This is a genomic window from Streptomyces sp. A01 (genome assembly GCF_059026195.1).
In genome coordinates this window covers 25,081-48,496 of sequence record NZ_JBWLKN010000027.1, presented here as the reverse complement: position 1 = coordinate 48,496, position 23,416 = coordinate 25,081, and the positions used below count along the sequence as shown (strand labels likewise).

The 23,416-nt window shown below is 73.0% G+C and carries 18 protein-coding genes; 10 read left to right on the top strand and 8 right to left on the bottom strand.

All coding sequences use genetic code 11. From position 1 onward, the window contains the following. The first annotated feature begins 232 nt into the window (after positions 1–232). Positions 233–1,975 (top strand): malto-oligosyltrehalose trehalohydrolase, encoded by a 1,743-nt coding sequence (gene treZ / locus AC5P1B_RS28750; protein ID WP_493890827.1) that lies wholly within the window; start codon positions 233–235, stop codon positions 1,973–1,975. 76 nt (positions 1,976–2,051) lie between these two features. On the opposite strand, the gene msrB is transcribed toward treZ, so the two are convergent. From msrB to AC5P1B_RS28730, 4 genes are all read right to left on the bottom strand, one after another. Beyond that, the gene (gene msrB / locus AC5P1B_RS28745; RefSeq protein WP_493890826.1) at positions 2,052–2,459 is read right to left on the bottom strand and encodes a peptide-methionine (R)-S-oxide reductase MsrB; all 408 of its coding nucleotides are present in this window, start codon (positions 2,457–2,459) and stop codon (positions 2,052–2,054) included. Between the two features lie 41 nt (positions 2,460–2,500). Further along, the gene (murC, locus tag AC5P1B_RS28740; RefSeq protein WP_493890825.1) at positions 2,501–3,988 is read right to left on the bottom strand and encodes a UDP-N-acetylmuramate--L-alanine ligase; all 1,488 of its coding nucleotides are present in this window, start codon (positions 3,986–3,988) and stop codon (positions 2,501–2,503) included. Between the two features lie 759 nt (positions 3,989–4,747). Beyond that, a complete protein-coding gene (locus tag AC5P1B_RS28735) occupies positions 4,748–5,224 on the bottom strand; it encodes an indole-3-glycerol phosphate synthase (RefSeq protein ID WP_493890889.1) in 477 nt (158 codons plus the stop codon). A gap of 147 nt (positions 5,225–5,371) precedes the next feature. Continuing rightward, positions 5,372–6,193 carry a pyrimidine reductase family protein gene (locus tag AC5P1B_RS28730; RefSeq protein ID WP_493890823.1) on the bottom strand — a complete coding sequence of 274 codons (822 nt, stop codon included), beginning with the start codon at positions 6,191–6,193 and terminating at the stop codon, positions 5,372–5,374. A 61-nt stretch (positions 6,194–6,254) separates the two neighbouring features. On the opposite strand from AC5P1B_RS28730, the gene zapE reads away from it, so the two are divergent. The 4 genes from zapE to AC5P1B_RS28710 all read left to right on the top strand — a co-directional run bounded on the left by zapE (position 6,255) and on the right by AC5P1B_RS28710 (position 12,370). Then, complete coding sequence (zapE, locus tag AC5P1B_RS28725; protein WP_493890822.1) at positions 6,255–7,391, top strand: cell division protein ZapE; 1,137 nt, start codon at positions 6,255–6,257, stop codon at positions 7,389–7,391. Positions 7,392–7,752: 361 nt separating this feature from the next. Further along, positions 7,753–9,144 (top strand): PhoX family protein, encoded by a 1,392-nt coding sequence (locus AC5P1B_RS28720; RefSeq protein WP_493890820.1) that lies wholly within the window; start codon positions 7,753–7,755, stop codon positions 9,142–9,144. Positions 9,145–9,618: 474 nt separating this feature from the next. After that, a complete protein-coding gene (locus AC5P1B_RS28715) occupies positions 9,619–10,986 on the top strand; it encodes a cytochrome P450 (protein WP_493890887.1) in 1,368 nt (455 codons plus the stop codon). A 211-nt stretch (positions 10,987–11,197) separates the two neighbouring features. Next, the gene (locus AC5P1B_RS28710; protein ID WP_493890819.1) at positions 11,198–12,370 is read left to right on the top strand and encodes an acyltransferase family protein; all 1,173 of its coding nucleotides are present in this window, start codon (positions 11,198–11,200) and stop codon (positions 12,368–12,370) included. 120 nt (positions 12,371–12,490) lie between these two features. Here AC5P1B_RS28710 and AC5P1B_RS28705 read toward each other — a convergent pair whose 3' ends face one another. From AC5P1B_RS28705 to AC5P1B_RS28695, 3 genes are all read right to left on the bottom strand, one after another. After that, positions 12,491–12,673, bottom strand: a complete 183-nt coding sequence (locus AC5P1B_RS28705) for a hypothetical protein (RefSeq protein WP_493890886.1) — start codon at positions 12,671–12,673, stop codon at positions 12,491–12,493. A 273-nt stretch (positions 12,674–12,946) separates the two neighbouring features. Beyond that, positions 12,947–13,615 (bottom strand): ABC transporter, encoded by a 669-nt coding sequence (locus AC5P1B_RS28700; RefSeq protein WP_493890818.1) that lies wholly within the window; start codon positions 13,613–13,615, stop codon positions 12,947–12,949. Beyond that, positions 13,612–14,661 (bottom strand): ABC transporter ATP-binding protein, encoded by a 1,050-nt coding sequence (locus AC5P1B_RS28695; protein ID WP_493890817.1) that lies wholly within the window; start codon positions 14,659–14,661, stop codon positions 13,612–13,614. The genes AC5P1B_RS28700 and AC5P1B_RS28695 overlap by 4 nt, the downstream gene beginning before the upstream one ends. A gap of 234 nt (positions 14,662–14,895) precedes the next feature. On the opposite strand from AC5P1B_RS28695, the gene AC5P1B_RS28690 reads away from it, so the two are divergent. Beyond that, positions 14,896–15,708 (top strand): aminoacyl-tRNA hydrolase, encoded by an 813-nt coding sequence (locus AC5P1B_RS28690; RefSeq protein WP_493890884.1) that lies wholly within the window; start codon positions 14,896–14,898, stop codon positions 15,706–15,708. A 191-nt stretch (positions 15,709–15,899) separates the two neighbouring features. Beyond that, positions 15,900–17,135: a polysaccharide deacetylase family protein gene (locus AC5P1B_RS28685; protein ID WP_493890816.1), complete on the top strand. Its 1,236-nt coding sequence runs from the start codon at positions 15,900–15,902 to the stop codon at positions 17,133–17,135. Between the two features lie 242 nt (positions 17,136–17,377). Here AC5P1B_RS28685 and AC5P1B_RS28680 read toward each other — a convergent pair whose 3' ends face one another. Beyond that, positions 17,378–19,534 (bottom strand): transglycosylase domain-containing protein, encoded by a 2,157-nt coding sequence (locus tag AC5P1B_RS28680; RefSeq protein ID WP_493890815.1) that lies wholly within the window; start codon positions 19,532–19,534, stop codon positions 17,378–17,380. A 308-nt stretch (positions 19,535–19,842) separates the two neighbouring features. On the opposite strand from AC5P1B_RS28680, the gene AC5P1B_RS28675 reads away from it, so the two are divergent. The 3 genes from AC5P1B_RS28675 (at position 19,843) to AC5P1B_RS28665 (ending at position 23,334) form a co-directional block, all read left to right on the top strand. After that, positions 19,843–21,249, top strand: coding sequence for an MbnB/TglH/ChrH family RiPP precursor modification enzyme (locus tag AC5P1B_RS28675; protein WP_493890814.1), 1,407 nt, complete (start codon positions 19,843–19,845; stop codon positions 21,247–21,249). A 261-nt stretch (positions 21,250–21,510) separates the two neighbouring features. After that, a complete protein-coding gene (locus AC5P1B_RS28670) occupies positions 21,511–22,335 on the top strand; it encodes a DUF4142 domain-containing protein (protein ID WP_493890813.1) in 825 nt (274 codons plus the stop codon). A 57-nt stretch (positions 22,336–22,392) separates the two neighbouring features. Next, complete coding sequence (locus AC5P1B_RS28665; protein WP_493890812.1) at positions 22,393–23,334, top strand: TIGR04222 domain-containing membrane protein; 942 nt, start codon at positions 22,393–22,395, stop codon at positions 23,332–23,334. The last annotated feature ends 82 nt before the right edge of the window (positions 23,335–23,416 follow it).

The following is a 23,416-nucleotide window of genomic DNA, read 5'->3' as shown; positions in this document are numbered from 1 at the left end:
CCGTCGGCCGGTAACGTCGTTCCGGCCGACGGGGTGCCGTGTCAGTGGCGCGAGCCGCTGACACGGCACCGGTGAGCACCATCAGGCGCCCGGCGAGCGCCTGATGGTCGCTGTGGCACACGCCCTGCTGCGCGGGGGCCCCGGCCTCCCGCACGATGGTCGTGCGCCACAGGCGCCGGAACCGGGGCCAGGGCGAGCCAGAACCACCAGCCAGCACGAGAAGGAGCCGCCAGTGCTGTTCGAGGTATGGGCACCCCACGCACGGCAGGTCGCGCTTCACGTGGCGGGGGACGCGTCGGCCATGGAGCGCGATCCGGACCGCGTGGGCTGGTGGCGGGCTGAGGCGGAGGCCGCGGACGGCACGCGGTACGGCTTCGCGCTCGACGGTGGGCCGGCGCTCCCCGACCCGCGCTCGCTCCGGCAGCCGGACGGCCCCGACGGGCTCAGCGCGGTGGTGGACCACTCCCTGCACGCCTGGCGGGAGTGGCCCGGCCGCCCGCTGCCCGGGGCTGTCCTGTACGAGGCGCACATCGGCACCTTCACGGAGGACGGCACCTTCGACGCCGCCGCCGAACGCCTGCCGCGGCTGGCCGATTTGGGGGTGACCCATGTGGAGCTGATGCCGGTCAACCCCTTCCCGGGAACGCACGGCTGGGGCTATGACGGCGTCTGCCCGTGGGCGGTCCACGAACCCTATGGCGGGCCGGAGGGACTGAAGCGCTTTGTCGACACGGCGCACGGTCTCGGTCTTGGTGTCGTGCTCGACGTCGTACACAACCACCTGGGGCCCTCCGGTAACCACCTGCCCGCCTACGGCCCGTACTTCACCGAGACCCACCACACGCCGTGGGGCGCCGCCGTCAATCTGGACGCCCCCGGCTCCGACGAGGTGCGCGCCTACCTGACCGGCAGCGCCCTCAGCTGGCTGCGCGACTACCACCTCGACGGGCTGCGCCTGGACGCCGTCCACGCGCTCCGCGACACCCGCCCCCGGCACTTCCTCACCGAACTGTCCGCCGCCGTCGAAGGGCTGGCGGGCCAGCTCGGGCGGCCGCTGTTCCTCATCGCCGAGTCCGACCTCAACGACCCCGCGACCACCGCCCCGCGCGCCTCCGGCGGCCAGGGTATGGACGCACAGTGGAATGACGACTTCCACCATGCCCTGCACGCCGCTTTCACCGGGGAATCCCAGGGCTACTACGCGGACTTCGCCGCCGACCGCGCGTACGCCCTCGCCAAGACGCTGCGCGGCGGCTTCTTCCACGACGGCGAATACTCCACGTTCCGGGGCCGCTCCCACGGGCTGCCCCTGGACCGCGCCACGCCCGCGTACCGGCTGCTCGGCTATGCCCAGACCCACGACCAGGTGGGCAACCGGGCGCTCGGCGACCGGCTCTCGGCCCAGCTCTCCCCGGGACTGCTGGCCTGCGTGGCGGCGCTCGTCCTGTGCTCGCCGTTCACGCCGATGCTCTTCATGGGCGAGGAATGGGGCGCCACGACGCCGTGGCAGTACTTCACCGACCATACGGACCCCGAGCTGGCCGAAGCCGTGCGCACCGGCCGCCGCCGGGAGTTCGCCGAGCACGGCTGGGCGACCGAGGACATCCCCGACCCGCAGGACCCGGCGACCCGCCTGCGGTCCTGCCTCGACTGGGCCGAGCCCGGCCGGGAACCGCACGCCGCGCTGCTCGCCTGGCACCGCCGGCTGATCGCGCTGCGCCACGCGGAGCCCGCCGTCGCCAGGGCGGACCTGTCGGCCACCACCGTGACCGTGCGCCCGGACCTGACGACCGTGCTGCGCCGGGGCCCGCTGTGCGTCGCCGTCAACCCGACCGGCGCGCCGGTCGCCCTGCCACTCGGCTCGGGCCCACGGCCCACCGAGGTCCTGGCCGCCTGGTGTCCGGTGCCGCTGCCCGGCCCTGGTGACCCGCTGCGGCTGCCCGCCGAGTCGGCGGCGGTGCTGCGGTGCGGGTGAGCCCCGAGCCGCCGTGGGCGGCGGCTGACCGGGGCAGGAAGGCCGGGGAGTCCCGCGCCTGCCGGCCCCGTCCGGCTCAGTCCTCCGCCGACTCCAGGCGCAGCGAGATGGAGTTGACGCAGTACCGCTGGTCGGTGGGGGTGGGGTAGCCCTCGCCCTCGAAGACGTGGCCCAGGTGGGAGCCGCAGCGCGCGCAGCGCACCTCGATACGGGCCATGCCGTGCGACCGGTCCTCGATCAGCTCGACGGCGGAGGAGTCCTTCGGGTCGTAGAAGCTCGGCCAGCCGCAGTGGCTCTCGAACTTCTCGGTCGACCGGAACAGCTCGGCCCCGCACGCCCGGCAGGAGTAGACCCCTGCGGTCTTGGTGTCGGTGTACTCGCCCCGGAAGGCGGGCTCGGTGCCCGCCTGGCGCAGCACCTGGTACTCCGCGAGGGACAGCTCCGCGCGCCACTGCTCGTCCGGCTTCTCGACCTCGTAGGACATCTCGCCCGCCTCTCGAAGATTCGGTACCTCGCCTGGCCCGGTCAGTGCGCCAGGCGGGCCAGGATCTGCGGACCGAGGTCCGTCACGTCGCCCGCGCCCATGGTGAGAACGAGATCACCGGGCTTCGCCATTCCCGCGATCACGTCGGGGACCGCGTCCTTGGCGTGCTCGGCCCGCGCGTCCGCGCCCTTCGCCGTCGCCGCGTCGATGATGAGCGCACTGCTGACGCCCTCGATCGGGTCTTCCCTGGCGGGGTAGATGTCGAGGACGACGGCCGCGTCGGCGAGCGTCAGTGCCTCGCCCATCTCGGTGCCCAGCTCCTGCGTCCGGCTGAACAGGTGCGGCTGGAAGACGACCAGCACCCGGCCGTCCCCGGCGCCACCCCTGATGGCCTCCAGATCGGCGGCGATCTCGGTGGGGTGGTGCGCGTAGGAGTCGATGACCTGCACGCCGCCCTCGGTGCCCCGGAGCTGGAGGCGGCGGTTGACACCGGTGTACGAGCCGAGGGCCGAGGCCAGGTTGTGCGCGGGCAGGCCCATGGCGATGCCCGCGGCGAGGGCGGCGACGGCGTTGTGCGCGTAGTGGCGGCCCGGCACGGAGACGGCGAACGTGAGCAGCTTGCCGTTGCTGAGCGAGACAGTGACCTCGCTGGTCAGACCGCGCGCCTTCACCTTGAGGACGCGGACGTCCGCGTCCTCGGCCTCGCCGTAGGTGATGACCTCGATGTCGTGGCGGCCGCTGACGCGGGCGGTCAGCTCGCGTGCCCCGGCCTGGTCGGCGGCGATGACGAGCGTGCCGCCGGGACGGACGCGGCCGACGAACGTCTCGAAGGACTCGTAGATCTCGTCCATCGACGCGTAGTTGGCGTGGTGGTCGAGCTCCACGTTGAGGACGATCGCGACCTCTGGCGCGTACTTGTGGAAGCTGCGGTCGCTCTCGTCCGCCTCGGCGACGAAGATCTCGCCGCCGCCGTGCTGGGCGTTGGAACCGGGGACGTCCAGGTCACCGCCGATGGCGTACGAGGGGTCGGCACCGAGCGTGCCGAGGGAGACCGCGAGCATCGAGGTCGTGGTGGTCTTGCCGTGGGTGCCGGCGACGGCGATCGCGCGGCGGTCCGTCATCAGCGCGGCGAGCGCGTCCGAACGGTGCACGACGGGGATGCCGCGCTCGGCGGCGGCGACGAGCTCCGGGTTGTCGTCCCTGATGGCGCTGGAGACGACCACGCTCGTGGTGCCCTCCGCCAGGTGCTCGGCGGCGTGTCCGATGTGCACGGTCGCGCCCAGCGCGCGCAGCGACGCGGCGGTGGCCGACTCGCGGGCGTCACTGCCGGCGACCTGGGCGCCGCGCATGGCCAGAATCCTGGCGATGCCGGACATCCCGGCACCGCCGATGCCGATGAAGTGCGGGCGCTCCAGGGCGGCAGGGCCGCCCCGCGCACCGGCTTCGGTCGGCGCGTCGGCCACGGCGGTCGCATGGGCCGCCGCTTCGTGCCGCGCTGCGTCTTCGGAGCCGAAGCCCGCCGGTGCCATCGCGGTTCTCCCTGGTGGTAGCTGTGAGCAGCCCCTGCGGGCCGCCGGTCGGTGCGGGGCGGCCGGTAACAGCCGTCCCCGGCCAAGATTCTCGCACCTCACACCGACACACCGGCCCGCGGCCGCACACCATGCGGCGGGCCCGCCCCACGCGCCATCCGCCGGGCAGGGCTCCGGGCCGGGCGGCGGGCGTCTGCCCCGGCTGCGGGCGAGCCGGGCGAGCCGGGCAACCCGGGCGACGCAGCCACGTACGGACCAGCGACCAGCTGACACGACGAGGCGCGCACGGAGCTCCCTCGTGCGCTGCGGAGCGCGTCAGCGGACTCGTGGGGGGCCGCGGGGCGCGCTGGGGCGGTACCGCGCGCGGGCAGACGGCCAACCGCTGGGCGCGCGGAACGCACGCCGGAGCCCAAGCTCAGGTCGTCAGCCCGGGCGCGGGCAGCGCCGCCCCGCCCCGCACTGCGAGCCCGGGCGCCGTCCCATCGCGGACACGCCCACCAAGGCACTCCCCTACGGGGGTGTACGGCGGATCATGCGTGCCCGGGCATCGGGCCGCGCATGGGCCTTCCAGGCCGCCAGGCCCAGGGGAAGCAGCCCTGGCACAGCGAAAGGGTGCGCCCCGTCAGGGGCGCGGGGAACCGCGCGGCCAGTCACGACGCACCCGCACTCCACGACACACGGACAGGGACCCCCGCGCGATCCGCCGGACACGGCGTACGGCACCGCGCGCGTCACACGCGCGCCCGCCGGGCGCGCGTGTCAGGCCTCGCCGGTCTCCGCTTCCTCGTCAGGCGCGTGCGAGAAGAGCTTGAGGACCGGGACGCCGACCTTGTGGCGGGCCCGGGAGGCCCAGTCGCGGTGGAAGAACTCCTCGACGAAGTGCGGGGCGGTCAGCACGATGACCTCGTCCGCTCCCGTCTCCTCCACGACGGACCGCAGCAGGTCGAGCGGATGCCGCTCGATGACCTGGCCGACGGCCTCATTGCCCGAGGCTCGCAGCGCTTCCAGGGAGTGCGTGAGAGCGCGCCCGGCGGGCCCTACCGCCTCCTCACCCTCCGGCTCGTCGGCCTCCTGCACGACTCTGTCCAGCTCACCGAGCGCCACGTCGTCGATCGCGCGCAGGAGCCGGTCCTGGTCACCGCGCGGCTGCATGAGGACGACGAAGGAGATGGGTTCGTCACCGTGCAGCGAGGCGACGAAGTCCACATCTACGGGCGTCAGGGGCTGCTCGATCATCAATACGCTCGTGAACACGACAGGCGCCCTTCTCCTCCACAGGCCCACAAGGCCCCAACAGAAACCATCCTGCGCGTGCCCGAACGGGGCCGCGTGACACAAGTCTGCCCAGCGGAAGCTAACCGGAACGGTAAATTCCGCTGATTGTCAGATCTGACGGTAGCGAGTGAACAGAAAACCGTCCTCCTCGATAACGGACGCGATGGAGAATCGTTCCGGCACTACGAGCGCCGGCCCGTTGACGATGCGCGCCGCATCGCCGGAGGCGATGAGCGGCGCCAGCGAGAAGCACAGTTCGTCCAGCGCCCCGGCCGCCACGAGCTGCCCCAGCAGCCTCGGCCCGCCCTCCGTCAGCAGCCGCGTCATCCCCCGCTCGGCGAGCGCGCCGGTGATCCGCCCGGGATCGACCCGCGACCCCTCCCCGGCGCGCACCACCTCAGCGCCGGCCGCCGTCGCGGCGGCGACCCGCTCGGCGGGCGCGTCCTCACCCGTGAGGATGATGGTCGGCACGAGAGGTTTGGTGAACAGCGGAAGCGAAAAGTCCAGGTCAAGGCTTGCGCTGACGACGGCGACGGCCGGGGCGGGCGGCTGGCCGAGCGCCGCTCTGCGCGCCGCGAAAGCCTCCCGCGCGCGGGCGGGCCGGTATCCCTCCTGGCGCACCGTCCCGGCGCCCACGAGCACCACGTCGGCAAGCCCGCGCAGGACCCCGAAGACACGCATGTCGGCCGTGGACGACAGCGGCTGTGAGCGGCCGTCGTGATAGGCCGCGCCGTCCAGCGAGGACACCATGTTCGCCCGGAGCCACCCGGCGCGACCGACACCGGGAGCAGCGGCCTCCCCCGCCTGGGCGGGGGGCGCGCCGTCGCCGTCCGCGCCGGGGTAGGCGTACGCGTCCGCCAGCTCCTCCAGTGACCACTCGCGGTCTTCGAGGTCCGACGGTGCGGGGGGTACGGGGAACAGGCGTCGCATGGCGGCAGTGTGACATGGGTCCCTCTACGGGCGGACCCCCCGTGCGGAGCGACTAGGCTGAATGGTCGTGTCTTCTTCCACCGCCGCCGAGTCAGCCGCGAGCTCTGGGTCCGCCGACCGAATACCGGGTACGGCGACCGACGAGGGCCCCGCGGCACTGACCTCTCGCGCACCACATGTCCCCGCCGACCGGCTGGTCGCCGAGATGGTGCCGCCACCTCGTTTCGGGGTGGTGAGCTTCGACAACTACCTCCCCGACCCGAACCAGCCGAGCCAGGCCCAGGCCGTCCACGTCCTGCGCGACTTCGCCGCCCGGCTGGGAGGCGGAGCGAGCGCGGCCGACGGCGGACGCAAGCGCTGGTTCCGGCGGGGGGCGAAGCCCGCGGCCACCGGCGGCCCGCGTGGCGTCTACCTCGACGGCGGCTACGGCGTCGGCAAGACCCACCTGCTGGCCTCGCTGTGGCACGCCACCCCGGCCGCCGCCGACCGTAAGGCGTTCGGCACCTTCGTGGAGCTGACGAACCTGGTGGGCGCCCTCGGCTTCCAGCAGACGGTGCGGACCCTGAGTGATCACCGGCTGCTGTGCATCGACGAGTTCGAACTGGACGACCCGGGCGACACCGTCCTCGTCTCCACCCTGCTCGGCAAGCTCGTGGACGCGGGTGTGGCGCTCGCCGCCACCTCCAACACGCTGCCGGGGAAGCTCGGCGAGGGACGTTTCGCCTCCGCCGACTTCCTCCGGGAGATACAGGGGCTGTCGGCACACTTCCTGCCGCTGCGGATCGACGGTGAGGACTACCGGCACCGGGGCCTGCCCGAGGCCCCGCGGCCGTACTCCGACGAGACGGTCACCAAGGCCGCCTACCGCACCCCCGGCGCCTCCCTCGACGACTTCCCCTCGCTGCTCGGCCACCTCTCGACGGTCCACCCGAGCCGGTACGGGGCCATGTGCGACGGCCTGCACGCCGTGTGCCTGACCGGTGTGAAGCCCGTACCCGACCAGTCGACCGCGCTGCGGCTGGTCGTCCTGGCCGACCGGCTCTACGACCGCGAAGTGCCGGTCCTCGCCTCCGGGGTGCCGTTCGACGAGCTGTTCAGCGACGAGATGCTGAACGGCGGCTACCGTAAGAAGTACTACCGGGCCATCTCCCGGCTGACGGCACTCGCGCGCGACGCGAAGAGCCTGACGGAGTCGTAGCGCCGGACACGGGGACGGAGCACGGGGCGGGTGCGCGACGGGACGTGGGCGCCGGGGCCGGGACGGGGCGCGGGTCGGCACGGCGCCTGACGGACCGGCGGCCCCGCGCCGGCGCCACCCGCCCGCCGCGGTCCTGCCGCCCGGCCGCGGACGGCAGCGGCGGCAGCACCGACGCCGACGGCGCCGCCGAACCATCAGTACTGGATCATCGCCGCTGGAACATCGGCACGGACCCGTCGCCGCTGGACCATCGGCACTGGACCATCGGCGGGGTCCGCGACGCGAAGAGTTCCCGAGCGCCCCCCTGCGTGGTACACACATGCGATCACTTCACACCTGTCCGCCAACAGGGAGTCACAGCATGTCTACGTCACGACGCCAGGTCCTTGCCCGTACCGGTGCGCTGGGCGCCGGGATCGCGTTCGCCGGCAGCATCTCGGAGCTCTTCGCCGGAACGGCGGCCGCCGCTCAGCCGACGGGCGGCTACGGGCCGCTGATCCCTGACCCGGACGGGCTGCTGGATCTGCCGAAAGGTTTCCGCTACCAGGTGCTCTCCCGAGAGGGAGACCCGTTGCGCTCCGGTGAGGGCGAGGTTCCCAGCAACCACGACGGCATGGCTGCCTTCCCTGGCTCCCCCGGCTACCCGGGGCCCGCGGCGAACGGCCGTGCCCATACCCGTCTCGTCCGCAACCACGAGAACCGCGTCGACGCCAAGATCCGCGTCCCCGCCGTCGAGGGGCTGACCTACGACCCTGAGGGCATGGGCGGCTGCACGGCCCTCGCGCTCGACCGGGACAACCGCGTGCTGGGCGAGCGGGTCGCCATCGCCGGGACCGCCGTCAACTGCGCGGGCGGCCCGACCCCCTGGCACACGTGGCTGACCTGCGAGGAGACCGAGGACAAGGCCGGAACGAACGGCTATACCAAGGACCACGGCTTCATCTTCGAGGTCGACCCGTACGACCCGCGCCGCACCGGCGCCGTGCCGCTCACCGCGATGGGCCGGTTCCAGCACGAGGCCATCGCCATCGACCCCGGGTGCGGCGTCGTCTACGAGACCGAGGACGCCTTCGAGCGCCCCTTCGGGCTCTTCTACCGCTTCCTTCCGCAGAAGCCCCTAGGCGGGCGCGGATCGCTGCGTGCGGGCGGCAGGCTGGAAGCGATGCGCGTTCCCGGTGTGCCGGACCTGTCCGCGATCCAGGAGACCGGCACGACGTTCCACCGTGTCGAGTGGGTGCCGGTCCCCGACCCGCTGGCCAAGGAGACGCCCATCAGGTTCCAGGACTTCGGCAAGGGCGGCATCACCCACGCGCAGAAGCTCGAAGGCTGCTACTGGGGCGGGAGCTGCGTCTACTTCGTCTCCAGCTTCGCCAAGAGCTCCGACGGCTCCGCGGCCGACCACTTCGGGCAGATCTGGCGGTACGACCCCCGCAGGGGCAGCCTCACCCTGGTGATCGTCTTCGGCCCCAGCACCGACATCCAGCTGCCCGGCGAGTCCCCGGACAACATCACCCTCGCGCCCAGCGGCGGCCTGATGGTCTGTGAGGACGGTGGCGGAGGACAGCACGTCTACGGGCTGTCGCGGCGCGGCGAGGTCTACCCGATGGCGCGCGGCCGCCAGAACATCGGCACCCCGGAGGAGCCGGAGTGGGGTGAGTTCGCGGGGGTCACCTTCTCTCCTGACCACCGGACCATGTACGTCAACTGCTACACGCCCGGTACGACCTTCGCGGTGACCGGCCCCTGGCGCTGACCCGCTCGGCGCGAGCCGCCGGTCAGGCGGCCCCGTAGCCCCGGGCCCCGGGCTCGCCGGTGACGCGGCGCGTGGTCCGGGGCGCGGGTGGCGGGGCGGATCAGCCGGAGCGGGCCGAGCGCCAGGCCACCCGGCGTAGCCCTGCCCGGTAGCCCTGCCCGTAGCCCTGCCGCCCGCGGATGCCGTGGAGAGGATCGCTCTCGCCGCGCAGTGGGCTCGCACGCCGTCCGCGCGCCGCGCGGGCGGCGTGTGACGGTCGGCGGCCCGCCCGTTCCCTCCCCCCTATCCCCGTCCCCCCTTCGCGGCCCCCTGGAGGGGGATGCCCGCTAGGGGATCTCAGGGGCGCCAGCAGAACAGCAGCCGGCGAATGAACGCTCCGCGAGGCTTCCGCACGCCGATTCCGCACGCGGTCGATCTACCCCCCACTGGGGAGAGAGAACACCCGCCCGCTGCGAGGGAGAGCGCGTGAACGACATGACGATCGCACGGCAGCAGCGACCCACCGTACCCATGGCCCCCGGCTTCACCCCGGTGCTCGGTCACGCGCTGGCGGTGGGGCGCTACCCGGTGGGCACGCTGCGCCAGTGGAGCATCGCCGACCCGGGGGTGTACGGGCTCAGTCTGGGACCCCGCCGGGGTTATCTGATCACTGATCCGCACCTCGCGCACACGGTCCTGACCACCATGGACGACTTCGACAGGAGCGGGGGCGCGGCCGAACGCATGCGGGAGATGATGGGCAACGGGCTGGCCATGTGCCCGGGCCAGGAGCACCGTCCGCACCGAAGAATGCTGCAACCGGCCTTCACTCACCAGCGGATCGGTGAGGCGGCCGCCATGATGGGCGCGGAGGCCGAGCGGCTGGCCGACTCCTGGCGACCGGGAGAGGTGCTCGACATCGCGCGGGCCATGACCCGGTTCACCCAACGAGTGATCATCCGGGCCTTGCTGCCCTCCTTCGAACTGACGCTCGTCGACAAGATGACGGGCGTTCTCGACCGCCTCACCACCAAGGGCCAGTACCAGCTGATGCTCCTGCCCGAGCGGGTCAGGCGGCTGCCCCTGCCGGCCACCCGGCGCTTCCGGGCGGACGTGGCCGCGCTCCAGGACCACTGCACGCGGGCCGTGCGGTCCGCTCGCGCCGACACCGGGTCCAAAGGACTGATGACCGCTCTGATGAAAGGCAGCAGCGACGGCGAGGACGCGCCCTTCACCGACGAGCAGCTGCGGGACCAGGTCATCACCTTTCTGTGGGCCGGGACCGAGACGACGGCTACCGCCATCATCTGGCTGTTCTACTGGCTCACCCGCCATCCGGACCACGAGAGACGCCTGCATGAGGAACTCGACACGGTGCTCGGCGGACGCACGGCCACCATGCGGGACCTGCCTCAGATGCCCTTCGCCCACGCGCTTTTCGCGGAAGCCCTGCGCCACACCCCTCCGGTGTGGCTGACGTACCGCCGCACCATTCGGGAGGTGGACCTCGGCGACCACCGCTTCCCGGCGGGCACCGACATCTTCGTCTCCCCTTACCAGCTGCAGCACGACCACAGGACATGGTCGGACCCATGGCGGTTCGACCCGGAACGGTGGGCCGGCCGCTCCACCACCGTGCCCTCCGCCGGCTACGTGCCCTTCGGCGCGGGCCCGACCATGTGCATCGGCGCGGTCTTCGCCCGTACGGAGGCTGTGATCGCCCTCTCCGCCCTGCTGAGCCGCTGGCGCCTGAAGCAGGAGCCCGGCACGGCCGTCCACCCCAGTCTGGGGCTGGTGATGAATCCGCGCGGCCTGCGGCTACGCGCCTGTCCGCGCCCGGCCCGCCGCGCGCCATCCCGCTGATACGAGCGCGCCACCCCGCGGAAGCCCCGCTCGGGTCCCTGGTAGGTCCGCGTCGCCACACCGCCGGGCGGTGACGGCCGCCTAGACGGTCACGCACCCGCGCCCGCGCCCGCGTGCGCGTGACCCGGACGCGACGGCGAGGGTGCGACCACCGGTGCCGGACGGCGCGAGGGCACTACCACCGGGCTGTGACGATCAGGAGGAGCACTGAATGAGCGAAGCACATGCCGCGGAGTCGGCGCCGGCCGCCGAGTCGCCGACACCGCCCCGGCGCGATCCCGCACCGTCGCGCCCGCATGCCCACGCCCAGTTGCCCTCACTGACCGGGCTTCGGTTCATCGCCGCCGGGGGCGTGCTCTATCTGCACGCACTGGTGGTCGCGGGCGAGATCTCCGGCTTCGTGGAAGGCGTCCCGGTCTGGGTCGGGACAAGCGCGCTGTCCCTCTTCTTCGTCCTCAGCGGCTACGTGCTGACCTACTCCGCGCGACCGGGCGACAGCGCGCGGGCGTTCTGGCGGCGGCGTGCCGCGAGGATTCTGCCCAGTCACGTGCTGACCTGGGGCACCGCTCTCCTGGTGACCGCCTGGCTCGGCACGGGCCTCCTCGCTCCGGATGCTCCCGGCACAGCGGCCAACGCGGCCGCCCTCCTCCTGGTGAACCCCTGGGTGTTCGAGGGGGAGTACATGTCCGCCGGAAATCCAGTGAGTTGGTCACTGGGCGCCGACGTCCTGTTCTATCTGCTCTTCCCCTGGCTTCAGACACTGCTCATCCGGCTGTCCCCGCGCGGGCTGCTGGCGGTCGCCGCCGGGATGCTCGGTGCGCTGTGCGTGCTGCCGGTGGTCAGCGCGCTACTCATTTCCCCGGACACGCTGGGTGAGGACCATTTCGGCTCGCACGGCTACTGGTTCCTGTACCTGCTGCCTCTCACACGTCTTCCCCAGTTCGTCCTCGGCATGGTCGCGGCGCGACTGGCCATCCTCGGCAGGAGAGTTCCTCCTGTCGGCGCCCTGCCCGCCGGGGCGCTGGTCGTCGGCACACTGACGGTCGTTCCCGAGTATCTGCACCTGCCCGACGCGTTCATGTACACCGCGGTCACCACGCTTCCGCTGGTCCTGCTGGTGTCCGCGATCGCACAACTCGACCTCACGGGGCGGGCGTCACCGCTGCGGCTGCCGGCACTGGTCTTCCTGGGGCAGATGTCGTACGCCTGCTACCTCGTCCACCTCCAGCTGCTCGTGCTCGCCCACCACATCCTCACCGAGCACGGGTTCACCACGGCGTCGGCCGTGTGGACGGCCCTCCCGATCGTGCTGCTCGCGTCATGGCTGCTCTACGCGGCGGTCGAACGGCCGTGCATGCGCCGGTTCTCGGGCCGGGCCCGCTGACACGGCACCGCGCGAGGTCCCGGCCCGAAGCGCACGAGGACGCGCGCGAATCTCGACGCGGCTGCGGAGACCCACGCCCGGGTGGCACGCGGACATCTCCGGCGCCTGTTGGCAGGCGGCTCAGCCGGAGCAGGCCGAGCGCTGCGCCTCCTGCCACTCGCAGACGGGGCACAGCGTCGCGCCCGGCCGCTCGGCCGGGTATTCGGTGGGTTCGCCGCACGCGACGCAGTCGGCGAACGGCGGGCCCACGGCGCCGGGCCCGCCGGTCGGACCGACCGCCTCGACCGGCCCGGCCGCCCCCACTGGCTCCGTGGTCCCGGCCTGGCGCGGGCCCGGGGCGGTCTCGGCCGTCTCCTGTGGCGCGGAGCAGCCGGGCGTACGTCTCGTACGGTCATCCATGCCGCGAGCCTAGCCAGCGGCCCTTCGGCACCCCGCTCCGAGGCCCGCCGCGAACCCGATGCCCCAGGCCCCGTGCCCCGTGCTCCGTGCTCCGTGCTCCGTGCTCCGTGCTCCGTGCTCCGTGCTCCGTGCTCCGTGCTCCAGCCAGGAGTACCGGTCAGGAGTACCGGTCAGCGGTCACGTCCTGCGCGAGCTGAGCGCGCAGGCGAAGGCGGTGGCCGCCGCGCAGAGGGCGGCCGCGATCAGGCAGGGCAGCACGGGCATGGGGACGGTGCCCGTACGGGAGCCGGTGACAAGGCCGGTGACGGCGGCGTTCGCGGGCGACGGGCCGAGCACGAGGACCAGCAGCGCGGCGAGCGCCGTGGAGGGCAGCGCCCATCCGGCACGGCGCAGCACCGGCCAGTTGCACAGCGCGCCCGCCGCCGTGCCCAGGAGCGCGCACGCGACGGCGGCGAGCAGCCCGGCGGCGGTCGCCTCGGCGACCGGCACGGCCACCTTGTGGTCCGCGCTGTACGGGCTGCTGATGGCCGCGATGACACCGGTGGCCAGGGTGCCGAGGACGGCCGTGCAGCCGAGCGCGGTGAGCAGGCAGGCGAGATGGACGCGGGCCGGGCTGGTCGCCGCCGCGGCGATGTGCCGGGCCGCCGGTGGGTCTCCGGCGGTGCACGCCCGTACGAGCCAGGCGGCGACCGGCAGCAGTCCGGCGGCGGAGTAGCCGAGCGAGTCCAGGATCGGCTGTCCCGACCGCACGCCCACGGCCAGGAAGATCCCGTACAGCAGGAAGGGCGGCAGCCAGCGGTGCGAGCGCAGCAGCAGGGCGGCCTGGTAGCGGAGCAGGGCGTTCATGGGAGACCGGCCCCGGGTGCGGAGGGCGGCGTCGGCGGCTGGGCGGGCGGCGACGCGGAGGGAGGCCACGGCGGTCGCGGCGATGGCGGCGATGGCGGTGGCGGCGCTGACGGTGGCTGGGGCGGTGGTGCCGTCGGGCGTGGGGCGGCCTCGTCGGCCAGCGCCGTCACCGCGCGGATGTGCCAGGGCGGGCGCGCCGTGAGCAGGGCTCGGAGCAACGCGTCGGAGTGGCTGGCGGGGACGGTCAGCAGATGGGTGCCCGCGCCGTCCGCCGCGCGCACCGCGAGCGGGGCGCCGGGCAGGCCCGCCGGCGGGTCGCCGCCCGGCGGCCCCTCGGCCTGGACCTGTACGCGCGGGCCCGCGGGGACCTGGTCGGCCGGGTGGGCGCCGGGGCCGGAGAAGGGCTCGCTGATGATGCCGAGGCCGCCGTCGCGCACCTGGCAGACCGCGTCGGCCACGCCGGTCAGCCTGCGCGGGTCGTGGTCCACGAAGACCACGGTGCCGCCATCGGCGACCCGTTCGGCGACCGCCCGGTCGAGTACGGTGCGGGCGCGCTGGTCGAGGCCGGTCCATGCCTCGTCGAGGACGAGCAGTCCGGGCTCGGCGAGCAGCGCCTGCGCTACGGCGACCTTCTGGCTGGTGCCCTTGGAGAGCTCGGCGAGCGGGGTGCGGGCGTGTCCGTCGGCTCCGAAGCGCTCCAGCCACTCCCCCGCCGCGCGGACGGCGTCGGCCCGGCCGAGGCCGTGGACCCGTCCGAGATGGGTGAGGTAACCGGCGGCGGAGAAGGGCAGCGCCGCCGGAAACCGCTCCGGCACATAGGCCGTACGGGGGCGTCCGGTGACGCGGCCCGCGCTCGGCCTGTCGATCCCCGCGAGGAGCCGCAGCAGGGTCGATTTGCCGCTGCCGTTGGCACCGTCGACCCGCAGCAGGGTGCCGGGCCGCACATCGAGGTCGACTCCGCTCAGCACCCACGGCCCTCTGAGGCCGTACCGGCGGCCCACGCCCCGGAGCGTCATCGGCGGCCTGCGCGTCCTGACCGGTCTCATGGGGGACGACCGTAGCCGATCCGCCATGGGCCGGAAGCCGGGAGGGGCTTGGGCAGCGCCGAGGCCGGCCGCTCGGCCGGCCGTGCGGTCGTGCGGCGGCGCGATCGGCGGGGGCGTTCCCGGGGGGCGGCCGCAGGGCGACGGGGTGACGGGGGGAGGGTCCCTGCTGGCAGACTGGGGCGGGTGATCAGTTCCGACTCCGGCCGCGACGCCGGTACCAGTCCCTACCCGGGCATGCGGGCGGGCGACGCCGGTGGTGGCCGCGCCGCCGCGCGTAGCGGCACCGACGGCACGAGCCCCGTTCAGCGTGCGGCCGCCGAACATGCCGACGCCGTCCCGCAGTTCGTGCTGCCGCTCGTGGTCCGTGTCGAGCGGGCCACTCCTCCCGCGCGTACCGACGCGCTGGAGACCACGGCCCGCGCGGTCCTCACCCTGCTCTCCGACGAGCGGGTGACGGCGGAGGACGGTGAGTGGGCGCAGGCGGTACGCGACTGGCAGGACGCCCGTATCCGCAAGGTGGTCCGCCGGGCGCGGGGCGCGGAGTGGCGCCGGGCGACGGAGCTGCCGGGCATCACGGTCACGGGGGCGGACGCCGAGGTGCGGGTCTTTCCGCCGGTGCCGGTGGACGGCTGGCCCAAGGAGCTGGCCAAGCTCCAGGTGTCCGGGACGGAGCTGACCGACCCGGAGTCCGGTACCTCCGGTGCCCCTGGTGCCTCCGGTGGTGAGGGCGGCTCGGTCGCGCCGGATCTCAGCGGGCCCGTGCTGTGGCTGAACCCTGAGCTGGAGATGTCGGCGGGGAAGGCGATGGCGCAGGCCGGGCACGGGGCGCAGCTGGCATGGTGGGCGCTGGATGACGCGGCGCGGGCGGCCTGGCGGGAGGCGGGGTTCGCCCTGTCCGTGCGCGTGGCGGAGCCGCGGCGCTGGGGGCCGCTGACGACGAGCGGGCTGCCCGTGGTGCGCGATGCCGGATTCACGGAGATCGCTCCCGGTTCCTGCACGGTTGTCGCCGACCACCCGGCGCTTCGGATTCGGCGGCTGGAACGATGATAGGGCGGGAACTGTGATACTTGGGCACCGGAACATCTGTACTGGTGCCCAGGGGGGCGAAGTTGAGCACGTCCCGGAAGAAGTCACATAAAGAGACACGTTCATCGGGTTCAGCACGAATATCGCAAATAGCCCGAATACCGGCGAACCTGTCGAAACGAACGCTGTACGGTGCGGCGGCGCTGGTCACGGTGTGCGCCGTGACGGCGGTGGGGATCGGCCTTTCCACCGGCGGCTCGGACGACGATGGTGAGGGTCGGCGTTCCTCCGCGGCCAGTGATGCCCGCCCGACGCCGCCCGGGGGCGTCGGCAGGGACCGCGACGAGGGCGGGAAGAAGAAGGACGAGAAGCCCTGGGACGGCAAGGTCAAAATCCTCGGGGACGGCTCCACGTCCTATACCGGACCGCAGCCGAACCAGTCGAAGTTCGAGAAGCTGAAACCTGGCGAGCGGCCGCCGCAGTTCGTGGTGTTCTCCTGGGACGGCGCGCTCCAGGGCGACGACAAGCTCTTCTCGCATTTCCGCGACGTCGCGCGGGAGAGCGACGCGCAGATGACGTTCTTCCTGAGCGGCATGTATCTGCTGCCGAAGTCCCAGCGCGATCTGTACCGCCCCCCGCAGCACAAGCCGGGCAGCGCGGCGATCTCCTTCGCGACCGACCCGCACATACGGGACACCATCGAGCAGGTGCGCGGGGCGTGGCTGGACGGCCATGAGATAGGCAGCCACTTCAACGGGCATTTCTGCGGGGCCAAGGGCGGCGGCGACTGGAGCACCGCCGACTGGAAGAGCGAGATCAAGCAGCAGTACTCCTTCGTACAGAAGTGGAAGACGAACACCGGGTTCACCGACCTGGAGCCGCTGCCCTTCGACTACGAGAAGGAGTTGGTGGGCGGCCGCGCACCCTGCCTTGAGGGGCAGAAGACGCTGATCCCGGCGGCGAAGTCGTTCGGCTGGCGCTACGACGCGAGCTCGCCGGGGGATTTCCAGATATGGCCGTCCAAGATTGACGGGCTGTGGAACTTCCCGCTGCAACTGGTGCCGTATCCGGAGAGTGAGAAGCAGGTCCTCTCCATGGACTTCAACTTCCTCTTCAACCAGTCGGGGGACAGCACCGAGGGCGACCCGTCGAAGTACGCCGAATGGGAGAGGCTCACGCGCGAGGGCTATATGAACGGCTTTCAGCGCGTATACAACGGCAGCCGGGCGCCGCTGTTCATCGGCAACCACTTCGAGGAGTGGAATGGCGGCATATACATGAACGCCATCGAGGACGTGATGCGGGACGTGTGCCCCCGGGAAGGCGTCAAGTGCGTGTCGTTCCGGCAGCTGGCCGACTGGCTCGACGCGCAGGACCCGCAGGTGCTGGCCAAGCTCCGCGGCCTGGACCCGGCACAGGCGCCGGAGTGGAAGACCTTCACCAGGTGAGCCCCGCGGGGCGACCGGAGGCCGCCCCGTAACCCCCTGGCCCCGTGCCCCGTGCTGGGCGCTCCGTGCCCCTGGCCCCGTGCCCCGCGCCGCCGCCCCGTCCCCCTGGCTCCGTGCCGGTCGGTCGGCGCCGCGGCGCGCCTGGCGTACGGGGCGTACGGGGTGTACGGGGCGTACGGGGCCGGGCGTACAGGCGCACGGCGCCCGCGGAGGTCAGCGGCCGTCAGGAGCGCCGGGAGCCGTCAGTTGAGCGCCCGCATGTAGCGGGTCCAGATCGTGAGGGGATAGTCCTCGCTCGCCTTAGCCGTCGGGTCGCCGCCGACACCCTCAAGCGACAGCAGTTCGTGCGACTTCGGGTCGAGGCGGCTGACCGAGACGGCGGTGGCCATCTCCTCCGTGTACCCGACGTACCAGGCGGAGGTGTCGTCCTGGGCGGTGCCCGTCTTGCCCGCCAGGCCGGAGCCCGCCGCCTTGGCCGCGCGCCCCGTGCCCTCCTCGACGGCGTCCCGGAGCGCGCTGTCCACCTCCTCGGCGACCTCGGGCTGGAGCGCCCGTTCGCCCTTCGGGGTGCGCAGCGGGACGGTGTCGCCGTTGCGGGTCAGCCTGGCCACCGAATACGGGTCGGTGTGCGTGCCCTGGGCCGCGAAGGTTCCGTAGGCGCTGGCCATGCGGATGGCGCTCGGCTTGGCGGTCCCCAGCGCCAGGGCGGGCACCTGGGGGCCGAAGCTGCTGGGCAGCAGCCCCGCGTCGGTGGCGGTGCGGCGTACCCGGTCCAGGCCCACGTCCATGCCCAGTTGCATCATGGGTGTGTTCACCGACCGCACGAGCGCCTGGTGCAGGCTGATAGCGCCGTACGACTTGCCGTCGTCGTTGACCGCCCGCACGATCTTCCCGGCGCGGTCCCAGTACGGGCCTTCCGGCGTCTGTACGGCGATCTTGTTGTTGCCGTCGTAGACGGTCGTCGGGGAGACCTCGACCCGGCTCTTGCCCCGCTCCCGCAGTACGCCGTCCTGGAGCGCGGCGGCGTAGACGAACGGGGTGAACGCGGTGCCCGCGGGGACGTTGGAGGCGTTGGCGTCGTTGAAGCCCTGTTTGACGTAGTCGGGGCCGCCGTAGAGCGCGACGATCCGCCCCCCTGGCTCCACCGAGGCGGCGCCGACGCGCACATGCCGGTCGGCGGGGCGCTGCTTGGGCTTGAGCTTGCCGCGCACCGTCGCCACCGCATCGGCCAGCGCGTCGACCTTCGGCTTCTCGAAGGTGGTGTGGATCTGGTAGCCGCCGAGGTCGAATTCGGCGGGCGCGATATCGGTATGGGCGGCGACATACGCCCTGGCCGTTTCCACCAGATAACCGGTCTGGCCGTCGAGTCCGACCGGCTTCGGCAGCTTCTTCGGCTCGGGGAACTTGGTGTACTTCGCCCGTTCCTCGGCGGGCAGTTTCCCGATCTCGACCATGCGGTCGAGAGTCCAGTTCCACCGCTCCACGGCCCGGTCGTGGTTGGCCTTGCTGAGAGCCGGGTCGTACAGCCCGGCGCCCTTGAGCAACGTGGCGAGGAACGCGCCCTCACTGACAGTGAGCTCGGAGACGTCCTTGCGGTAGTACGCGTAGGCGGCGCGCTGGATGCCGTACGTGCCGCGCCCGAACCAGCTGGTGTTGAGGTACCCCTCCAGAATCTCCTGCTTGCTCATCTTGTTGTCCAGCTTGATGGCGATGAACATCTCGGTGAACTTGCGGGAGAATGTCTGGCGTTGGTTGAGATAGGCGTTCTTCACATACTGCTGGGTGATGGTCGAACCGCCCTGGGTGTCGCCGCCGGACACCATGCGCGAGACCGCCCGGAACATTCCGCTGGGCGAGACGCCGCTGTCGGAGTAGAAAGACGCGTTCTCGGCGGCGAGCACCGCCCACTGCACCTTCCCCGGGACTCTCGCCAGCGCCGTGTCCTGCCGGTTGATCTGCCCCGTCCTGCCCATTTCGGTGCCGTCGGCCCAGTAATAGACGTTGTCCTGCTGGGTGGCGAAGTCATTGAGGTCGTCGGGTATCTCGGTCTGCGAGTACGCGTAACCGACAACGAGCGTCACGCTGCTCAGGAAGAACAGGAAAAGCCCGAGCACCTGCCGCCACGACGGAAGCCAGCGGCGTACGCCGCGCTTGCCGGGACGCGGATAGACCGGCCGCAGGCTCTTGGGCAGCGACACCCGGCCCGGCAGCTGCACCCGGCGGCTCGGCGCCTTGCGCCTGCGCCCGGTTCCGCCCGCGATCCTGGTCCTGCCCTGGCCGCCTGCCTGCCGCTCACCGTCGGGCCGGTCGGAAGCGGCCGCCTGGCCCGCTCCCTCCGCCCTCTTCGGCTTGCCCGCCCTGGCCGCCTTGGCCGCCGCGAACAACTCTCCGATACGCACGACTCTCCCACGTCTCGAACGCTGCGCAACGGACGCGACGCACCGCATCACTGATCCGCTCCCCCACAACCGTTCGACCCTATGCCGCCGTGTGAACTCCTGCCGCACGACAACCACACAACTTTGTAACAGTATCGACATTGATGCACCACGACTGGGGCGGTATGGAGATCCGCTGACCGGCTCCCGCCGCACGGCCTCCGCCCGGCGCGGCAACCTCAAATGAAGCTCTGAACCAGATCGGCGCGGGGTTCGTCCCTTGATGGCGGGGCCATGACTCCCGCACACGGCACAGACAGGGGGCCACCATGAATCGCCTTGGGACCGGTATCGGATGGAGGCCGGAGATAGCCGACGACATCACCGGCCTGCCCGGGCTCGACTGGGTGGAGGTGGTGGCGGAGAACATCTGCCCCGGCCACCTCCCCGACGCGCTGCGGGCCCTGCGCGAGCGCGGCACGACCGTCGTCCCGCACGGCGTGTCCCTCGGACTCGGCGGCGCCGAGCGGCCCACCGCCCAGCGCCTGGCCTCCCTCGCCGCATGCGCCGAGGCGCTGGGCGCGCCGCTGGTCAGCGAGCACATCGCGTTCGTACGCGGCGGGGGGCCGCTCACCGCTTCGCCCGGCATCGAAGCGGGCCACCTGCTGCCGGTGCCGCGCACCCGGGACGCGCTGGACGTGCTGTGCGAGAACGTACGGATCGCCCAGGACGCGCTGCCCGTGCCGCTGGCCCTGGAGAACATCGCGGCGCTGATCTCCTGGCCGGGTGAGGAGATGACCGAGGGGCAGTTCCTCACCGAGCTGGTGGAGCGGACCGGGGTCCGGCTGCTCATCGACGTCGCCAACCTGCACACCAACCACGTCAACCGGGGCGAGGACCCGGCCGTGGCGCTGGCCGGACTCCCGGTCGAGGCGATCGCCTACGTCCATGTGGCGGGCGGCGTCGAACGCGACGGAGTATGGCACGACAGCCACGCCCACCCGGTGACGCGGCCGGTGCTCGACGTCCTCGCGGAGTTGTGCGCGCGCGTGTCACCGCCGGGCGTGCTGCTCGAACGCGACGAGGCGTTCCCGCCGGTGGCCGAGCTGGCGGGCGAACTCGACGCCATCCGCGCCGTGCTCGCGGCCTCCACCGGAGTCGCGCCCGCTCCGGCGGAACCGCCCGCAGCACGGCGCGAACTGGCCACCGTGGGCGCGGGCCGGGCCACCCGCGCCGCGACCGGGGAAGCGAAGGCGACGGCCGCGCCTGAGCCCGCTCGCGGCCCCGGTGCCGGTGCCGGGCCGGACACCGGCGGCACCGAGCCACGCCGCCAACGGCTCGCCCTCGCGCAGACCGCCCTGCTGTCCTCGCTCGTCGCGGGAACGCCCGCCCCCGAGGGCTTCGACCGGCGGCGGCTGCGGGTGCAGAGCCGCGCCCTGGCCGCCAAGCGTGCCGACGTCGTGGCCAAGGTGGCCCCGGAGCTGCCCGAGATCCTCGGCGACGCGTACCGGCGTACGTTCCTCCGCTACGCCCGCACCCGCCCGATGACCGGCGGCTACCGGCGCGACGCCATGCTCTTCGTCGAGCGGCTGCTCGCGACGGACCAGCCGGCCGACGCGGCGGTACGCAAGCGGCTGACGGCCTGGTGGCAGGAGCGCTCCGGCCCCGCCCCGCTCGCGGAGAACCCCGCCGCGCGGCTGCTCCGCGCCGCACGGCAGGTGCTCGGCCGCCGCTGATCACCGCGCTGGCGCTGCTCATCAACCTGGCGGCGGGCGCCGCGGTGCTGGTCCGCCCGAAACGGCAGCCGGGCCCGGCGTCCGGGGAGCCACGCACGCGCCCGCGGCGGGGCCGGAAAACCGACAGGAGCCGAACGGGGCCACCGCAGAGCCGGAACGGGGCAACGTATCAGCCCTCGGTGCCGGACTGCCCTCCTTCCCGGAAGGCTTGGTGGGATCAGCGCGCGACGCCCTACCTTCGGTGCTCCGGGAGGAGGCACCATGCGATCCGTTACCGGCCCCGGGCTGGTTGTCACCGCGCTGGCCGCGACCCTCGCCGCCCTCGTGTTCCCGATCTGGACGTACAGCGACCCGGCGGGCGGGCGCGGCGCGGGCGGGCTCGAAGCGCAGGCCGTGTCCACCCAGTACGGGCCGCTCTCGGCCCTCGACCGTGACTTCGTCAACCGGGTGCGGCTGGCGGGGCTGTGGGAACCGCCCGCCGGGCAGCAGGCCGGGGAGCGGGGCACCACCGAGGCGGTCCGCACGGCCGGCCGGCACCTTGTGGAAGGGCACGCCGGACTCGACCGGAGAGTCCGCGAGGTGGCCCGGCAGCTGGGCGTCGGGCTGCCCAGCAGGCCCAGCGCCCAACAGCGGGACTGGCTGCGCGGGTTGAGCGGCGTGCGCGGCGCGGAATACGACCGGAGGTTCGCCAACATCCTGCGGCTCGCGCACGGCAAGGTCTTCGCTGTCGTCGCCCAGGTACGGGCCTCCACCGGCAACTCCCTCATACGCCAACTGGCCAACGACGCCAACACGACTGTCCTCGACCACATCGCCGTGCTGGAGGACACCGGTCTCGTCGACTTCGACGCCATCGCCGCCGGGACGGCCGGCTCTCCCCCAGCGTCAGCTCCCCCGCCCGCCCCGTCCACGGGGAGTACCGCCCCCGTGCCGACGCCCGCGCTCCCCTCCGCACCGAACGGGCAGGACGGGGCGCGGCCTGGCGACTCCGCTGGCGCGCCGCACGGCACCGGCGCCCCGCCCACCGTGCCCGGCACACCGTCCCGGACCTACCCGCTGCCCCTCCGCCCCGGGGCGGGAACCTGACGTCCGGATCGTGAACAAACCATGGCGGAGCGGATATCGGCCGAGTAAGAATCGGCCATGCTGTGGGTCCTGTTTCTTGTGATCGCCTGGAGCGCGGCGTTTCTCACCTGCGCCAGGCTGTGCCAAGCCGCCGTCGCCGCCGCGCGCGGACCGGACGCCGAAACGGCCTCCGGCCACGACCGCGCGCTCACGCTCTACGAGGCGGCGTTCCTGTCGGGCGGCCCGTACCGGGTGAGTGATCTGGCCCTCGTCGCCATGCACCGGCAGCGTCGGCTGCTGCTCGCGCACACCGGGTGGGTGACGGTGGTCGATCCGGTCGGCAGGGACGACCTGGAGCGTTCGCTGATCACCGCGATCGGCTCCGGCGGACAGGCACCCGTCCCACCCGTGCGTTCGGCGCTCGCCGCCGCCGACGCGGTGCGGGCCCTCGCCGACCGGCTGGTCGCCGCCGGGCTCGCGGTGCCCGACGCGGCCCGGATGGGGGTGGCTTCGGCGGTCTCGCAAGTGCGGGGTGCCTGCGTGCTGGTGCTGGTGACGGCGGCCGCCGCGCTGGTGATGGTGCCGCCGGAGACCGGCAAGGGGCCGGTCGCCGCCTGGTTCGCGCTGCCGCTCGTGCTGACGACGGGCTGTCTGGCCATAGCGCGCGTCGAGGTGCATCCGTACACCCGGTGGGCGTCGCCCGCCGGGCAGCAGCGGCTGGGCCGGATCTCCGTACCACCGCGCGAGGACCGGGTGCCCGGGGCCGCCGGGACCACGGCGGGCGCCGAAGCGGAAGCCGTGGAGCAGGGCGAGGACGGGCGCGAGCGCGAGGGGCGCGCCGTCGGCGGTGACGGCGCCGGGACCATCGGGGCGGCCGCCGCGCGGGACGCGGACGACGCGGCCGCCGACCGGGCCGCCGCGGCCGCGCTCACCGTGCTCGCGGTCCACGGCGCCGCCGCGCTGTCCGACCCGGCGCTCCGGGCGGCGCTGCGCGGCGGGCGCCGACGCGACCCCTTGTGACCACTTCTGACCTGGCCTCCGTGCCCGTGACGGGCCGGGGCCAGGCCCTGTGCGGCGTACGGTGGCTGACCGCGGCGCGGGG

Bases quoted from the DNA above. Each gene is read 5' to 3' on its own strand.
- AC5P1B_RS28675 (WP_493890814.1), top strand. From the start codon at position 19,843: ATGAATCGCCTTGGGACCGGTATCGGATGGAGGCCGGAGATAGCCGAC.
- zapE (WP_493890822.1), top strand. From the start codon at position 6,255: ATGGTCGTGTCTTCTTCCACCGCCGCCGAGTCAGCCGCGAGCTCTGGG.
- msrB (WP_493890826.1), bottom strand. From the start codon at position 2,459: ATGTCCTACGAGGTCGAGAAGCCGGACGAGCAGTGGCGCGCGGAGCTG.
- AC5P1B_RS28730 (WP_493890823.1), bottom strand. From the start codon at position 6,193: ATGCGACGCCTGTTCCCCGTACCCCCCGCACCGTCGGACCTCGAAGAC.
- AC5P1B_RS28700 (WP_493890818.1), bottom strand. From the start codon at position 13,615: ATGAACGCCCTGCTCCGCTACCAGGCCGCCCTGCTGCTGCGCTCGCAC.
- murC (WP_493890825.1), bottom strand. From the start codon at position 3,988: ATGGCACCGGCGGGCTTCGGCTCCGAAGACGCAGCGCGGCACGAAGCG.
- AC5P1B_RS28665 (WP_493890812.1), top strand. From the start codon at position 22,393: ATGCTGTGGGTCCTGTTTCTTGTGATCGCCTGGAGCGCGGCGTTTCTC.
- AC5P1B_RS28715 (WP_493890887.1), top strand. From the start codon at position 9,619: ATGACGATCGCACGGCAGCAGCGACCCACCGTACCCATGGCCCCCGGC.
- AC5P1B_RS28695 (WP_493890817.1), bottom strand. From the start codon at position 14,661: ATGAGACCGGTCAGGACGCGCAGGCCGCCGATGACGCTCCGGGGCGTG.
- AC5P1B_RS28670 (WP_493890813.1), top strand. From the start codon at position 21,511: ATGCGATCCGTTACCGGCCCCGGGCTGGTTGTCACCGCGCTGGCCGCG.
- AC5P1B_RS28735 (WP_493890889.1), bottom strand. From the start codon at position 5,224: ATGATCGAGCAGCCCCTGACGCCCGTAGATGTGGACTTCGTCGCCTCG.
- AC5P1B_RS28720 (WP_493890820.1), top strand. From the start codon at position 7,753: ATGTCTACGTCACGACGCCAGGTCCTTGCCCGTACCGGTGCGCTGGGC.
- AC5P1B_RS28690 (WP_493890884.1), top strand. From the start codon at position 14,896: ATGCGGGCGGGCGACGCCGGTGGTGGCCGCGCCGCCGCGCGTAGCGGC.
- AC5P1B_RS28710 (WP_493890819.1), top strand. From the start codon at position 11,198: ATGAGCGAAGCACATGCCGCGGAGTCGGCGCCGGCCGCCGAGTCGCCG.